The following is a 13,598-nucleotide window of genomic DNA, read 5'->3' as shown; positions in this document are numbered from 1 at the left end:
TGCGCATAAAACATGCAAGCGGCATGCTTGTGTATATTTTTATGGCGGTGGTACTGGCATTTTGTCAGGATTTTTTGGCATTGGCGGTGGTTTTCTCATTGTTCCTGCACTGATGCGTTCTGGGCGCTTGCCTATTTTGAATGCCGTCGCTTCCTCATTGTTAGCTGTGGGAGCCCTAGGCACAGCGACCGCCGTCAGCTATTCGCTGGATGGCTTCGTAGACTGGCATATTGCTGCAGAATACATAGCTGGGGGAATATTGGGAGGATGGTTGGGAGCACTGAGTGCCGATAAACTGGGACAGCGTAAAGCGGCGTTGAATGATATCTTTATCGGTGTCATAGTGTTAGTCTCTATTTATATGTTATACAAAGAGTTATCGTATTTTCTATAAATTTTTTTCTTATAGGAAGTCCTCTGGAACTCCGTCTGGACCTGGGCGAAGGCTTGGTCCTGCATCTCATCTGCTGCGGGATTGATGTTTTTTCTAGGAAGAAGCCCCGCCACAGGGGATATTGGAATGTCAATGGAAGGTATGGGCATAGCCGCCCGGGCCGAGTTTCAATCAGTTTATAGTTTTCTTGTGAGGCACGCGCTCAAACGCTTATGATAGCGGCCATGAATCATGCCCTGAAACCATTGGAAACCTGCGTCACCCATGCCTGGAAAATGCACCAGGCAGAAATATTCGGTTTTCTACGGCACCGTCTGGGAGATGATGATTTGTCTGCCGACCTGCTGCAGTTGGTGTTTCTTAAAGCGCTGCATGAAGGTCGCAGGTTTTGTGAATTGCGCGAGCCCCGGGCCTGGTTATTCACCGTAGCCCGCCATGTGCTGACGGACAACTTCCGCAGTCAGCGCGACTATGTTGATCTTCCAGAAGAACTTGCAGAACCAGTTGCAGAAGTTCCTGCCGTGGATTCGCTGGCCGACTGTTTGCCACATGTATTCACCCTTCTCGAAGCGGCTGACCGCGATATCCTCACCTGTTGTGAATTGCAGGGGATGACCCAAAAAGCCTATGCCGCATCCCATGGCCTCAGTTTGGCTGCCGCCAAATCCCGGTTATTGCGTGCCCGGTTGCGCCTGCGTGCGGCTTTAATGACCGTCTGTGAAGTACGGTTTGATGCAGATTCGGGTCAGGTCTGTTGTCATCTCCCTCACAAAAAGCCGTCCTGAACCGGCTGGGCCAAGGTCGCGGCACTGCCTTGAGCCATGCCTCGAATCATCGTTCCGTCTTTATCAGTAAGAAATGTGCATCCTTTTCAGGGCTGGTCCGTCTTCCTATAAAGGACCCATACGTTTTAACGACTTGTCAAAAGGAGAGTGCATCATGAGTAACACAACGACCCCCACTGCCCACGAATTATTGGCCAAAATGCGTGCCGGCATGGGCCGTGTGCCGGCTGCCATTGAGAAATCCACGGTGGTGGATGAAAGCCTGATTCAGGAGCACATGCGCTCACGCATGTATGCCATGCCTCAGGAGGGCGCTCTTGATGAACAGACGCGCGTTCTGGTCTACCTTGCAGCTGCACTGGCGGGCAGCAGCCCGGCTTGCGTCCGGGCAATGTCTGACAAGATTGCTCTGCAGGGCATTCCCAAGGATAAGGTTCTGGAGACGGTACGCATTGTACGCTTTGCCATGGCAACTAAAATGATTGGTGACGCCGAACCGATTTTCGATGCTCTGACCGGGCTTGAATAATTATTTGCCATCCAAACAGGAGCCTTAGCATGAACTTATCGACCAGACACTGGAGCAAAGAAGCATTTCAGGAACTTGAGGGCGCTGTGACCTTGTACGCCGGGCTACGGGTTACAGTGGCACATCATGAGGCTGCCGGGCCGGTGGGGCCGGTCGAGCCCTTTTATCTTATTCGCAGACTGGTTTTGGCAGACTGACTGACCGGCGCAATAAGCAACGCCCATGTTGTGTTGTTGCGCCGGATAATGGTTTGACGGAAATATGCATATCCGCTATTTTGGCACCCACTTATCTTAATAAGGGCATAATAATGGGCCTTAGTCGCATTTTCTGGTCCTCCCTTGTGGTGACCTGCTTTCTGGGTACAAGCCCTGCCTGGGCAGAAAACCTGATTGACGCCTATCAGCAGGCCTACCATACCGACCCGGTACTGGCCCAGGCCCGCGCCGAACTGGCCGCGCAAATGCAGGACAAGCCCCTGGCGCGTTCAGCCTTGCTGCCCCATGTGGGGGTTGGTGCAGCGGTGGGCTTCAATACCGCCGACATTACCGGCTTTGGCAATATCGACATTAATCGCGCCTATTTGTCCGACAGCTACAGCGTCAATATCACCCAATCCGTATTCAACGGCCAGGCCTGGACGGCGCTGAAACAGGCAGATTCCCGCATCCAAGCCAGCGCTGCCGGCCTGACCTACACCGAACAGCAGCTCGCCCTGCAGGTCGCCACGGCCTATTTCGGGGTGCTGGAAGCCCAGGCTCAGGAACGGGTGGCGCAAAAACAGAAATCGCTGTTGGAGAGCATTTACCGGCAAACCGAAGCCACCCTGAAAATAGGCACGGGAGACATTATCGCCGTGCGTGAGGCCCAAGCCCGGGTTGATGCCGCCGAAGCCGATCTCATCAAAGCCAGCAACGGGGTGGCGATCGCCGAGAAACAGTTACAGCGCCTGACCCATCATCCCATCGGCGTGCTGGAATCTTTAGGCCATTATCGGGCCCTGGGGCCGCAGCCTGATGATATGCAGAGCTGGGTGCACAGTGCTGTTCAGGATCAGCCGCTGATGCACCAGGCCCAGGCCCAGCTCCACACCGCCCAGCAGGAAGTCCAATACCATCAGCGCGCCCGCTGGCCGGTAGTCAATCTGCAGGGCGTAGCCCAGCATGCCCTCGGGAATCCCTTTCCGGGGCTGGTCATGAATCAGGCCGGCGTCAGCCTGAACTTGTCGGTCCCCCTGTATGAAGGCGGCAATATTTCCGCCTCCGTGCAAAAAGCCCAGGCGCAAACCGTAGCCAGTGTGGATCATGTCGCCAATGTGCGCGATGAAGTCACTCTGAACACCCAAACCGCCTTTCTCAATCTGAAAAACAGTGTGGCGCAGCTCAAGGCCGCCAAAGAAACTGTGGATTCTGCCAAATTATCTCTGGAAGGAACGCGCAAGGGCTATGAAGTGGGTACCCGCTCCATTATTGACCTGCTGCACACCGCCACCGACTACGTGCGGGCCGAGCAGGACTACAACGTCGCTTTCTACAACCAGGTGATCGCCCGGGTGCAGCTCAAGGCGGCTTCCGGACAAATCAATATGGCAGATTTGCAGTCTATCAATGCCTTGTTGGTCAGGAACCTCACCCCATAACACATCAGCCAAGGAGTATTAACGTATGGCTATCCAGAAAAAAAAGCTGATCATTATTGCGGTAGTGGCTCTGGCCATTGCAGGCGCAGTCACTTATTGGCAAACCCGACCGGCTGCACCCAGCGATCAGGTAACCGTTTATGGTAACGTCGATATCCGTCAGGTGCAGGCAGCCTTTAACGATAATGGTCGGTTGCTTAACCTGTTGGTTCAGGAGGGCGATCGGGTCAAAAAAGGCCAGTTACTGGCAGAAATTGATCCTGTGCGCTTTCAGGATGCGGTAGACAAAGCCAGCGCTGCGGTGGCTGCGCAACAACAGGTATTGGCGCGCCTGCTGGCCGGTTCCCGCCCCGAAGAAATTGCCGAAGCTCGCGCCCAGGTTGCCGCTGCCCAGGCGACCATGATCAACGCCGAAAGTACCTGGAAACGCCAGGAGTCCCTTGCCGCCCAGCAATATGTTTCCCGACAAAGCGCTGATAACGCGGCGGCTGCCCTGAAGACGGCCCGCGCCAATGCCGAACATGCCCAACAGGCCCTGTCTCTGGCAGTTAAAGGCCCGCGTAAGGAAGACATTGCGTCAGCGCGTCATGTGCTGCAGGCGGACAAAGCGGCCTTATCTTTAGCGCAGCGCGAGCTGGTGGATACGCGCCTCTATGCGCCCGATACCGGCGTGGTCCAGGACCGCATTCTGGAGCCGGGCGATATGGTTTCTCCGCAGACGCCGGTGTTTACCCTGGCACTGGATAATCCGGTTTGGGTACGTGCCTACCTGCCCGAAAAGGCACTGGGTCAAGTTCGCCTGGGCATGAAAGCGAATATTCAAAGTGATTCTTTCCCCGGCAAAACTTTTTCCGGCTGGGTGGGTTTCATTTCGCCCACCGCAGAATTCACACCCAAGACCGTACAAACCACCGAATTGCGCACCGAACTGGTCTACCGGGTGCGGGTTTATGCCTGTAACCCCCGGCATCAGTTGCGTCTCGGAATGCCGGTTACCGTGCATATCTCCTTGCAAAACAATCCTCCGCAAAAATTGTCTGCGCATCCCTGCGGGAATTGAGTCGTGAGCGAAGCGGTTACGCCCCTGTATTTTGCTGAAGTCAGCAAAAGCTTTGCCCGTGGCAAGAATAGGGTGCAGGCATTGGATACCTTAAATATCAGCCTGGAGGCCGGCACGATTACCGGGCTATTAGGGCCGGACGGTGCAGGCAAAACCACCCTGATGCGTCTGGCTACGGGTCTGCTTTTGCCTGATAGCGGAACGGTCAGCGTTCTGGGGGCCGACACCCGCAACCAGGCCAGCACGATTCAGAAACACATTGGCTACATGCCCCAGCGTTTTGGTCTGTATGAAGAACTCAGCGTACAGGAAAACCTGGATCTTTTTGCCGACTTGCAAGGTTTGAGTCGCGAGGCGGTGCGGAGCCGCCAGCAGGAGTTGCTCAAGCTGACGGCGCTGGGTCCTTTTGGTGCCAGGCCTTCCGGAGACCTGTCCGGCGGAATGAAACAGAAGCTGGGCCTGGCCTGTGCCCTGTTACGGGCGCCGCAATTGTTGCTGCTGGATGAGCCGACCGTGGGCGTGGATCCCATTGCCCGCCGTGAACTCTGGGAAATCATTCAGGGCTTGCGCGAAAAAGGCCTGACCGTGTTGATGAGTACGGCCTATTTTGATGAGGCCGAACGCTGCGACGAAATCATTCTGTTACATCAGGGTAAATTGCTTAAAAAGAACACTCCGGCGGCATTCAGTGCGCCGCTTCAAGGCCGCTGTTTTCTGGTGAGCCAGCAAACGGCCAGCAAGCGACATCTCCGCGAAACCCTGCAAGCCCGTCCGGGTATTCAGGATGCGCGTATTCTTGCCAATGGCGTGCGGGTGCTTTGCCGGACCACGACCCAGCCCGAAGCACGGGCAGGGGAGAACTGGCAAGCAGTGGCTCCGGCCTTTGAGGATGCTTTTGTGGATTTGCTGGGTGCTGCCATGTCCACGTCTGATACGCTGGTGACCAGCAATACGGTGGCGGCAGAACCTGCGCAGCAGGCTTCTTCGGTGCCACCCAGGGCGGAATCCACAGCGGAAACCGTCATTGAAGTGCACGATCTCTGCAAGTTTTTCGGGCATTTCGAAGCCGTCAAGGGGAATAGTTTCAGCGTTCAGAAAGGGCAGATATTTGGCCTGTTAGGGGCCAATGGTGCCGGGAAAAGTACGACTTTTCGCATGCTTTGCGGTCTGCTCCCCGCCTCATCGGGCACTTTGCGTGTAGCCGGGGTGGACATGCGCCACGCCAGTGCCCAGGCGCGGGCCCGCATCGGGTATGTCTCCCAGAAGTTTTCTCTTTACGGCAATCTCAGTTGTGACCAGAACCTGGCCTTTTTCTCGTCAGCCTATGGCTTGCGCGGGGCTGCGCGACGGCAGCGACTGGATTGGGCGCGGCGGGAGTTCCAGTTGCAAGACTATCGCGACGTCAATGTCGACGAGCTTCCCCTGGGCATCAAGCAACGCCTGGCCCTGGCTTGCGCCTTGTTGCACGAGCCCCCCATTCTCTTTCTGGACGAGCCCACTTCCGGCGTCGATCCTCTGGCCCGGCGGGAATTCTGGAAGCGGGTCAACGCACTGGCAGAAGCCGGGGTGACGGTGATGATTACCACCCACTTCATGGATGAGGCCGAATATTGCGACAACCTGGTCCTGATGTCGCTCGGCGAAGTGCTGGCCCAGGGCAGTCCCGAACAGGTACGCGCCCAGGCCCGCAGCGAAGAACATCCTGACCCCAGCATGGAAGACGCATTCATCCTCCTGATTGAGCATCACGAAAGTCAAATCCGGAGATCCTCATGAATCTGCAGCGTCTGCGCGGCCTGATTCGTAAGGAGTTCATCCAGATTTTGCGCGACCCCTCGGCCATAGCCATTGCTTTTGTCCTGCCGGTATTCCTGCTGTTTTTATTTGGCTACGGTGTCTCGCTGGATGCCCGTCATATCCCCATTGCTGTTGTCGTGGACCAACCCACCGCAGAAACCAGCGCATTTGTGGGTGGGCTACAACATTCACCGTATTTCACCCCGGAAATATACGGCAGTCTGCATCAGGCCCGGGAGGCAGTCATGGACCGAAAGGCCGACGGGATTGTCTGGTTGCGTGCTGATTTCAGTCGCCAGGTCATTCAGGGGAAAACGGCGTCCATTGGCGTGCTGGTCAACGGGGTGGATGCCAATAACGCCCGCATTATGGAAGGCTATATGCAGGGTGTCTGGCAAAACTGGCTGCAACAGCGCGCCCTCAATGCGGGCAAGCCGCTGATTATCCCCATCAATGCCGAACCACGCATCTGGTTCAATCCAGCCTTGCGCAGTCGCGATTTTCTGGTTCCCGGCCTGATTGCCGTCATCATGACACTCATTGGCGCCTTGCTGACCGCGCTGGTGGTGGCGCGGGAATGGGAACGTGGAACCATGGAAGCCTTGATGGCTACACCGGTCACCATGGCCGAGATTCTGCTCGGTAAATTGATACCTTATTTCATCATGGGTATGGGTGGTCTGCTGTTGTCGGTGGCTCTGGCCGTCTGGCTTTTTGCTGTCCCGCTGGTGGGGAGTTTCTGGGTGTTGCTGGTCTGTTCGGCACTTTTTCTGCTGGCGGCGCTGGGCATGGGTCTGCTGATTTCCAGTGCGGCCCGCAACCAGTTTGTGGCCGGGCAAATTGCCATCATTGTCACCTTTTTACCGGCCTTCATTCTGTCCGGCTTCATTTTTGACATCCAATCGATGCCCGCGCCTATCCGCCTGGTGACCCACATTGTTGCCGCCCGTTACTTTGTCAGCATCCTGCAGACGGTGTTTCTTGTCGGTGATGTGTGGTCCATCATCCTATGGAATAGTCTGGCCTTGTTGTTGATGGCCCTGTTTTTTCTGGGGGTTACCTGGCGACGTTCGCGCAAGAGGTTAGACTGATGCTGGCACGTATATGGGCCTTGGTGATCAAGGAATTTCTTGCGCTCCTGCGCGATAAAAAAAGTCGTTTTGTACTGATAGGACCGCCAATTATCCAGCTGCTTGTGTTTGGATATGCCGCTACCTACGACCTGAACCATATTCCCTATGCGGTTTATAACCAGGACAGCGGCTTTGCTTCCCGGCAATTATTGGGCGAATTTCAGGGATCCACAGCCTTTAAGCAGGTCGCAACCATTGAAAACGAAGGACAAATTGCTCCGCTCATCAATAATGAAAAAGCCTTGCTCGTCCTGAATATCGGCCCGCACTTTACCCGCGATTTGCTCATGCATCATCCCGCTCCCTTGCAGGTGATCATCAATGGCCGTAACTCCAATACGGCCACCCTGGCCCTGAATTATGTCAATACGGTGTTGATGCACTTCGATGTACGCTGGGCGCAGGAACACCACTGGGGAAGGCCACCGGCGCAACTGATTGTGCGTTCGTGGTTTAACCCCAATCTGCTGTCGCGCTGGTTTATTGTGCCGGGTATTGTGGCACTGCTGGTGTTGGTGGTGACCCTGCTGGTCACCGGCTTGTCCGTAGCCCGGGAGCGGGAACAAGGGACCTTTGATCAATTGCTGGTGACGCCCATGCGCCCCGTAGAAATCCTGCTGGGTAAGGCTATACCGGGTTTTGTGATTGGTGCGCTGGAAGGACTGTTTATTGTGCTGGTGGCGGTGTTCTGGTTTCAGGTGCCCTTCGTCGGCAGCATTCTCGCGCTGATAGCTGGTTTGGCTTTGTTCCTGCTGGCTGCAGTCGGTATCGGCCTGATGATTTCTTCGCTGTCGGTCACTCAGCAGCAGGGTTTGCTCGGCGTGTTCATTTTTCTGGTGCCGGCCATCATTCTTTCGGGTTTTGCCACCCCCATCGCCAACATGCCCGAAGCGGTGCAATACCTGACCTATCTCAACCCCATGCGCTATTTTCTGGTGATTGTGCGCGGCGTTTTTCTGGAAGGGGACAACATTCCCATGCTCTGGCCCCAATACTGGCCCCTGGCCATTATCGCCCTGTGTTCCATGGCGGCGGCTGCATGGCTGTTCCGGCATCGGATGCAATGATGCGCCCATTCTCTCAACACACTTCCCCGAGGAATTGAAAATGCTGCGTATCCTGTTGATCGAGTGTTTGTTCAGCGCCCTGCTCGGGGCCATCGCCTTTCGCCTGGCTTATGCCGTTCTCGGCCAGCGCCGCCGCGCCTGGGTGGTCACCCTGGTGACGGCGGTGATCCTCGGAGCGGCCGTCTCGGGCTACATCGACCCCCATCTCCTCCACGACTTCGCCGTTCACCATCCGGAGGCGCTGACCATCCCCCCATGGCTCCTCCAGGCCCTGCGGGCCGGTACCTACATCCTCGGCGCCGCCATCGCCGCCGCCATCGTCAAGAAACGTGAGGCATTGGGTTTAGATCAACAGCCCCCTTACGACCCGTGAAGAAAGCCAATTGTGTGTTCCCCGGCCTGACTGTGGAAAATTGGGTGGATAATTGAGGCGCGCACTGGCATATAGAACAAAACCATTATGTTGAATGGTTCAGCAGGAAACGCCAAGCGGGGACTACGTCAATTTTACCTGAAAAGACGGGAATTTGTTCTTCCTCGTTACGCGTTACGATAATGCCTTGGGCTTGTTGAAGTTCGGACATGGCTTCGGTCAGTGCAGTGGTTTCCCGTTTGCGGGTATGCGGATCGGCCATTGATTCGCACACCTGAACAAGCATGCGGGACTGGCCTGTCCGACCGGTGATAAAATCCACCTCCCGGCCCATCCTGGTTTTGTAATAATAAATATCCGGCGTTAGCCGTCGCAACGCGGTAAACACCAGGTTTTCCAGCAGATGCCCCGAGTTGACCAAAATGCCGGAGCTGATTGACGTCACCAGGGCATGATCGACGCAGTAAATTTTCTTGGGGTTGGTGTTCACCCTGGCCAACGAAGCATCAAAAATACGCACTGTGAACAGAATGAAGGCATCCTCGAACCATTCGAGATAATCGGCTACGGCGGATTTGGGTACCTTGTGCCCCAGGGATTTCAGATAACCGGTCAGATTGTTGATGGAATAGAGCGATCCGATGTTGTCCATCAAGCAGTGTGCGAGATCAATGACAGCTTTGGGGTGGGCAATATCATGGCGCTCAACCAGATCACGGAACAGCATTGCGTTGAAATATTCCTGTCTACAAGCACTATGGCTTTATTGCCTGCCATGATCAACCCTACAAGCTGTATTTGCCGGTGTGGCCCACAGTCAGGCTGAAATAACCAGTTTTATGTACATCCATGTATTTACATTGCTACCCAAACGGGCCAGAATCTAACCGGGCATGGGTAAAATGGGGGAGGGGGACCAAGTGATCACGAAAATTTTCAGAAACGGCAATTCGCAGGCTGTCCGCATCCCGGCGGAGTTGACCTTCAAGGATTGGAAGATGGAGCTGGTCATAGAGCGTCACGGCGATGAACTGCGCATTCGCCCGGCGCAGCGGCGTATGGGTAACGTCCTTGAGAAATTTGCCAGGTTTTCTTCGGATTTTATGGCAACTGGACGTGGTGACAACCGGGAAGATGAACGCGAAGCATTATGAAGCCGAAATATATGCTCGACACCAACATTTGTATTTATCTGATGAAATGGCAACCACCATCGGTACGAAAAAAATTTGAAGCATGTTTTGTGGGGGATGTCGTTATTTCAGCTATTACGCTGGCTGAACTTGAATACGGCATCACCTGCTCGGCAGAAAATCAGCTTGCCAATCAGGCGGCTTTGGACGATCTGCTGCAGGATATTCCCGTCGCCACATTCGACTCGCGAGTCGCCCGCGCTTACGGACCGGTCAGATGGGCCACAAGAGAACACTCCCGTGACGCGCTCGATAAACTGATTGCTGCCCATGCTATTGCCTTAAACACTACCCTGGTAACCAACAACGAGGCCGATTTTCGTATGTTCCCCGGTCTGACTATGGAAAACTGGGTGGATAATTGAGGCGCGGACATGGATACAGAACAAAACCATTATGCTGAATGGTTCAGCAAGAAACGCCAGGCGGGGCTGGCCTGTCCGATATCTTATTCAGCGAAGCGCCGCGCGTCCTTCAAAAGCAGGATGAGTTGCCGGTCGTCGTCTGGCGTCGGTTCGAATCCGAAACGGCGATAGAATGCATCAGCATCGGCGTCAAGGGGGTGCGTCAGCAAAGCCCGGATGCCCGCATGCTCGGCAATTGCAAGCGCCCGATGGATAGCATCTTGCAAAAGACTAAAGCCGATACCTTGTTTTTGATAATCGAGATCCACGGCAAGGCGTGCAAGAATAACTAGCGGAATCGGGTACTGTCCCATTCCCCGACGAATGCGTTCAGGTGCATCGAGTGTATCGATTTGGCCCACCGTCAGGCTGAAATAACCGACAACACGAGTTTTATCACAAACCACGAAGGTTCTCGCCGAGCCGCTACCTTGCGCCTGGCGGGCGTGACGCAACAGCCAGTCGGTGAGACCGGATTTACCGCAGTCAAAATCTTCCAGCCGATGTTGCGCATCGAGTGGCTGCGGCGCGGACAAGCTCATTTTTTGGCCCACACCGGGGCTCGGGAGAACAGATCGGCCAATCCGGGGTTGTCAGATTCTGGCCGATCGAGCATTTCCAGAATCGCTTGATACTGACTGCCGGTCACCATGAACAGGCGCTGGTCGAGCAGGGTCTGCTCGGCAGCCTGGTAAGCGGCATCGAGAATGAAATCAGTCAGTGATTTATGGGCGACCTCGGCGGCGCGACGCAGTACAGTTTCCTGAGCCGGTGTTGCGCGCAGTCCAAGGCGGGCCGAGCGCGTCGTAGTGTTTGTGGTCAGCATGGCAACCGTCCTTGTGGTGTACGTTGGGTGTCATGTTAGTACAAATGACGCTACTCGTCCAGGCGACTGTAAGCGGGTGGCAGGGCTCATGTACATCCATGTATTTACATTGCTACCCAAACGGGCCGGAATAGAACCGGGCATAGGTAAAATGGGGGAGGGGGGACCAAGTGATCACGAAAATTTTCAGAAATGGCAATTCGCAGGCCGTCCGCATCCCGGCGGAACTGGCCTTCAAGAATTGGAAGAAAGAACGTTTTTACTTTGGTCTGAAAAACTGTGCTCCCAAAAGTTGATGTCTTTCTGTGACAATCCCAGGTCCTGCAAAACCGCACGCCAACCTTGCAGCGCTTCACAGCACTCGTGGACAATATGTGTCGCTTCCGACCTATCCAGACCAAAGGCCTCCACCATGGACAGCGCGTTTTGCAAAGTAGCCTGACGCCCTTCTTTACCGAGAGCGATGGATAAGTCGAACCGGGTATGCAGACTGGGGCGGCTATGCGTTGGGTTGATGTCATATGCCGGTGATAATTGCCAGGTTCCGTCCACGCCCAGAATTACCGCATGATTACGCAGATGGTCATCCGTATTTCGGACCAGCCAGTTGAAGATCATTCTCCTGAAAAGCTCCGTCGCTCCAGACAGGTCCCCGAACATCCTCAGATGGTTGGCCAGGTCAGGATAACTGCCTAGCCGGTTTTCGCTTTCATCGAAATTCAAAAGAGACAGGCCACTGACCATGGCCAGGTGCCGCCTGTTTTCTGGGGTGCCGACCCGGTCAAAGCGTTGCGACAGAAACACATGGCGACCATCCTGGAGTGGATACAATTCGGTATTCGGCGTTCTGATTCCAGCGCGGCGGGCCAGTATCATGGTGGCCTGCTCCAGGAGACCTACGTCATAACTGTCCCGATAGGCGGGCAGCTTGGCCAGCCACATTTGCCCCTGGTGGTAAACCGAGAGTTTCGGGCGAGCGCCCCCCATACTGGTTCTTTGTACCAGAAAATAGGCCAACGGCTGCAGGGGATAGGATGATGGGCCTTCCTGCTCCAGAGATTCGACGGCCTGCACAATCGCAGACAGATCCGGCACGTCATCGGTCCTATTCACGGGCGCGGGGATCACCGGACCGCTCTCCAGGTCTCTGGAAAAGGCCAGAAATCCGGGGCGATCCTGAACATCCGCCTGCAATAAGTCCGAGAATTGCACGGACTCTACTGCGATACCCAGATTTTTGGCATAAACCAGCGTGCCCCAGTAATCCGGCAAGGCATCCCGAATCGGTCCCGGAAGTCCCCGGTTCATTATCTGGGTCAATATCGGCGGGCCGTCTTTCCGCCATGCGGGCATAGGGGCGATGGGCGGCAAATCATCGCGTTCACGATAACTGCGCACATACTGAAAGGTGCTGATCGCCGCGCTTTCGTGGTAAGTCAAAATGCCTGCCAGGTACCTTTGTGTCGCATCCGGGCAGACGTACACATAGAACAACGGCGCATTATCCGTGCGGCTCATAGGCTATCCGCCAGATCATCGGGTGAAACACTTCTGGATCGACGGCGGGTACGCAGGCTTTGTTCGAGGGCCGCCCCCTGGTAGTCACGGTCATACAACAGCAGGTTATCAAGGTCCCCCAGCATCCCCAGTAAAGACAAAACCGCCACCCAGGTGCCAATGGCGGTCCCCGGGTCCGCCTTTTCCATTTTGCGGTAGGTAACAATGCTCACCTGCAGTAATCTGGCCATTTCGATTTGTGACCATCCACGGCGCTTACGGGCGCGTTTCAGCCGCTCGGCAAGGCTCCGCAGGGAGGACTCCATGCGGCGGGATGGACCATGAGCCGGTTCAGTCCGCTGCAGCTTTTTGTTAGGCAAAATATCCATAATAAATACTATAATATCTACTATTAGTTTATTTGGATACTATTTTATGGATGTTTTTTCCCAATTCGAGGTTACGGCGATAGATCGACTATAAGCAGATGAAAGGGTTTATGTACCTCTATGTATTTACAGTATTTCTCAGCGGTAACGCTGGTTCTCGAAACTTTGACTGATTCAAAACTAATCACTATGATTTGAAAAAAACCAAACCACATCAGAAAGGCTCGTGCCCGATGGACATCAAGGAGGTGCAACATGACCGCAGCAACCAAAGTGCTGACCGCACACGTACCGCTTCCGTTGGCAGACAAGGTAGATCAGATGGCTTCACGACTTGAGCGTTCGCGCGGCTGGATCGTAAAACCAATAATGTTTAGTTAGTAACGATCACGGCGCACGGGTTACAGGGAACCCTTAATGGATCGCCTCTATCCCTGATTGGATATGAACTCATTTTTCGGCGCACTCCGCGTGGGTTACGCTTACCCCGACTGGTAACAGCGCGACCGGAA

General features: G+C 54.9%; 18 protein-coding genes. 13 read left to right on the top strand and 5 right to left on the bottom strand.

Features of this window, described 5'->3' with window-relative positions:
• The 10 genes from BLW97_RS07210 to BLW97_RS07170 form a co-directional block, all read left to right on the top strand.
• Window positions 1–394 (top strand): sulfite exporter TauE/SafE family protein (locus BLW97_RS07210; RefSeq protein WP_143214911.1); only part of this gene is annotated, 394 nt, incomplete at its 5' end.
• A gap of 224 nt (window positions 395–618) precedes the next feature.
• The gene (locus BLW97_RS07205) at window positions 619–1,179 is read left to right on the top strand and encodes an RNA polymerase sigma factor (protein WP_024894583.1); all 561 of its coding nucleotides are present in this window, start codon (window positions 619–621) and stop codon (window positions 1,177–1,179) included.
• A gap of 154 nt (window positions 1,180–1,333) precedes the next feature.
• Window positions 1,334–1,708: a carboxymuconolactone decarboxylase family protein gene (locus BLW97_RS07200; RefSeq protein ID WP_024894582.1), complete on the top strand. Its 375-nt coding sequence runs from the start codon at window positions 1,334–1,336 to the stop codon at window positions 1,706–1,708.
• Window positions 1,709–1,737: 29 nt separating this feature from the next.
• Window positions 1,738–1,905 carry a hypothetical protein gene (locus tag BLW97_RS19415; protein WP_158006107.1) on the top strand — a complete coding sequence of 56 codons (168 nt, stop codon included), beginning with the start codon at window positions 1,738–1,740 and terminating at the stop codon, window positions 1,903–1,905.
• A 113-nt stretch (window positions 1,906–2,018) separates the two neighbouring features.
• Entirely contained in the window at window positions 2,019–3,347 is a 1,329-nt protein-coding gene (locus BLW97_RS07195; RefSeq protein ID WP_075322785.1) for a TolC family outer membrane protein, read from the top strand.
• A gap of 25 nt (window positions 3,348–3,372) precedes the next feature.
• Complete coding sequence (locus tag BLW97_RS07190; RefSeq protein ID WP_075322784.1) at window positions 3,373–4,407, top strand: HlyD family secretion protein; 1,035 nt, start codon at window positions 3,373–3,375, stop codon at window positions 4,405–4,407.
• A 3-nt stretch (window positions 4,408–4,410) separates the two neighbouring features.
• Window positions 4,411–6,183 carry an ATP-binding cassette domain-containing protein gene (locus BLW97_RS07185; RefSeq protein WP_075322783.1) on the top strand — a complete coding sequence of 591 codons (1,773 nt, stop codon included), beginning with the start codon at window positions 4,411–4,413 and terminating at the stop codon, window positions 6,181–6,183.
• Window positions 6,180–7,295: an ABC transporter permease gene (locus tag BLW97_RS07180; protein WP_075322782.1), complete on the top strand. Its 1,116-nt coding sequence runs from the start codon at window positions 6,180–6,182 to the stop codon at window positions 7,293–7,295. Before BLW97_RS07185 ends, BLW97_RS07180 begins: the two co-directional genes overlap by 4 nt.
• Entirely contained in the window at window positions 7,295–8,404 is a 1,110-nt protein-coding gene (locus BLW97_RS07175) for an ABC transporter permease (protein WP_075322781.1), read from the top strand. Before BLW97_RS07180 ends, BLW97_RS07175 begins: the two co-directional genes overlap by 1 nt.
• A gap of 40 nt (window positions 8,405–8,444) precedes the next feature.
• Window positions 8,445–8,777 carry a hypothetical protein gene (locus BLW97_RS07170; RefSeq protein WP_010638960.1) on the top strand — a complete coding sequence of 111 codons (333 nt, stop codon included), beginning with the start codon at window positions 8,445–8,447 and terminating at the stop codon, window positions 8,775–8,777.
• Between the two features lie 85 nt (window positions 8,778–8,862).
• Here BLW97_RS07170 and BLW97_RS07165 read toward each other — a convergent pair whose 3' ends face one another.
• A complete protein-coding gene (locus BLW97_RS07165; protein WP_207650570.1) occupies window positions 8,863–9,504 on the bottom strand; it encodes an ATP-binding protein in 642 nt (213 codons plus the stop codon).
• 193 nt (window positions 9,505–9,697) lie between these two features.
• Between BLW97_RS07165 and BLW97_RS07160 the strand changes: the two genes are divergently transcribed.
• Window positions 9,698–9,931: an antitoxin gene (locus BLW97_RS07160; RefSeq protein WP_242947741.1), complete on the top strand. Its 234-nt coding sequence runs from the start codon at window positions 9,698–9,700 to the stop codon at window positions 9,929–9,931.
• Window positions 9,928–10,335, top strand: coding sequence for a type II toxin-antitoxin system VapC family toxin (locus tag BLW97_RS07155; protein WP_075322780.1), 408 nt, complete (start codon window positions 9,928–9,930; stop codon window positions 10,333–10,335). Before BLW97_RS07160 ends, BLW97_RS07155 begins: the two co-directional genes overlap by 4 nt.
• An 83-nt stretch (window positions 10,336–10,418) precedes the next feature.
• On the opposite strand, the gene BLW97_RS07150 is transcribed toward BLW97_RS07155, so the two are convergent.
• The 4 genes from BLW97_RS07150 to BLW97_RS07130 all read right to left on the bottom strand — a co-directional run bounded on the left by BLW97_RS07150 (window position 10,419) and on the right by BLW97_RS07130 (window position 13,077).
• Window positions 10,419–10,916 carry a GNAT family N-acetyltransferase gene (locus BLW97_RS07150; RefSeq protein ID WP_075322779.1) on the bottom strand — a complete coding sequence of 166 codons (498 nt, stop codon included), beginning with the start codon at window positions 10,914–10,916 and terminating at the stop codon, window positions 10,419–10,421.
• Window positions 10,913–11,200, bottom strand: a complete 288-nt coding sequence (locus BLW97_RS07145) for a type II toxin-antitoxin system TacA family antitoxin (protein WP_010638966.1) — start codon at window positions 11,198–11,200, stop codon at window positions 10,913–10,915. Before BLW97_RS07145 ends, BLW97_RS07150 begins: the two co-directional genes overlap by 4 nt.
• Before the next feature lie 234 nt (window positions 11,201–11,434).
• Window positions 11,435–12,718: a type II toxin-antitoxin system HipA family toxin gene (locus BLW97_RS07135; RefSeq protein ID WP_075322778.1), complete on the bottom strand. Its 1,284-nt coding sequence runs from the start codon at window positions 12,716–12,718 to the stop codon at window positions 11,435–11,437.
• Window positions 12,715–13,077 (bottom strand): helix-turn-helix domain-containing protein, encoded by a 363-nt coding sequence (locus BLW97_RS07130; RefSeq protein WP_157999028.1) that lies wholly within the window; start codon window positions 13,075–13,077, stop codon window positions 12,715–12,717. The genes BLW97_RS07135 and BLW97_RS07130 overlap by 4 nt, the downstream gene beginning before the upstream one ends.
• Window positions 13,078–13,341: 264 nt before the next feature.
• On the opposite strand from BLW97_RS07130, the gene BLW97_RS07125 reads away from it, so the two are divergent.
• Window positions 13,342–13,467 (top strand): ribbon-helix-helix domain-containing protein, encoded by a 126-nt coding sequence (locus tag BLW97_RS07125; protein WP_207650569.1) that lies wholly within the window; start codon window positions 13,342–13,344, stop codon window positions 13,465–13,467.
• The last annotated feature ends 131 nt before the right edge of the window (window positions 13,468–13,598 follow it).

The organism is Acidithiobacillus albertensis (genome assembly GCF_001931655.1).
Taxonomy (GTDB): Bacteria; Pseudomonadota; Gammaproteobacteria; order Acidithiobacillales; family Acidithiobacillaceae; genus Acidithiobacillus; species Acidithiobacillus thiooxidans.
Note: the sequence above shows the minus strand (reverse complement) of the source record. Positions and strands in the feature narration are given on the sequence as shown.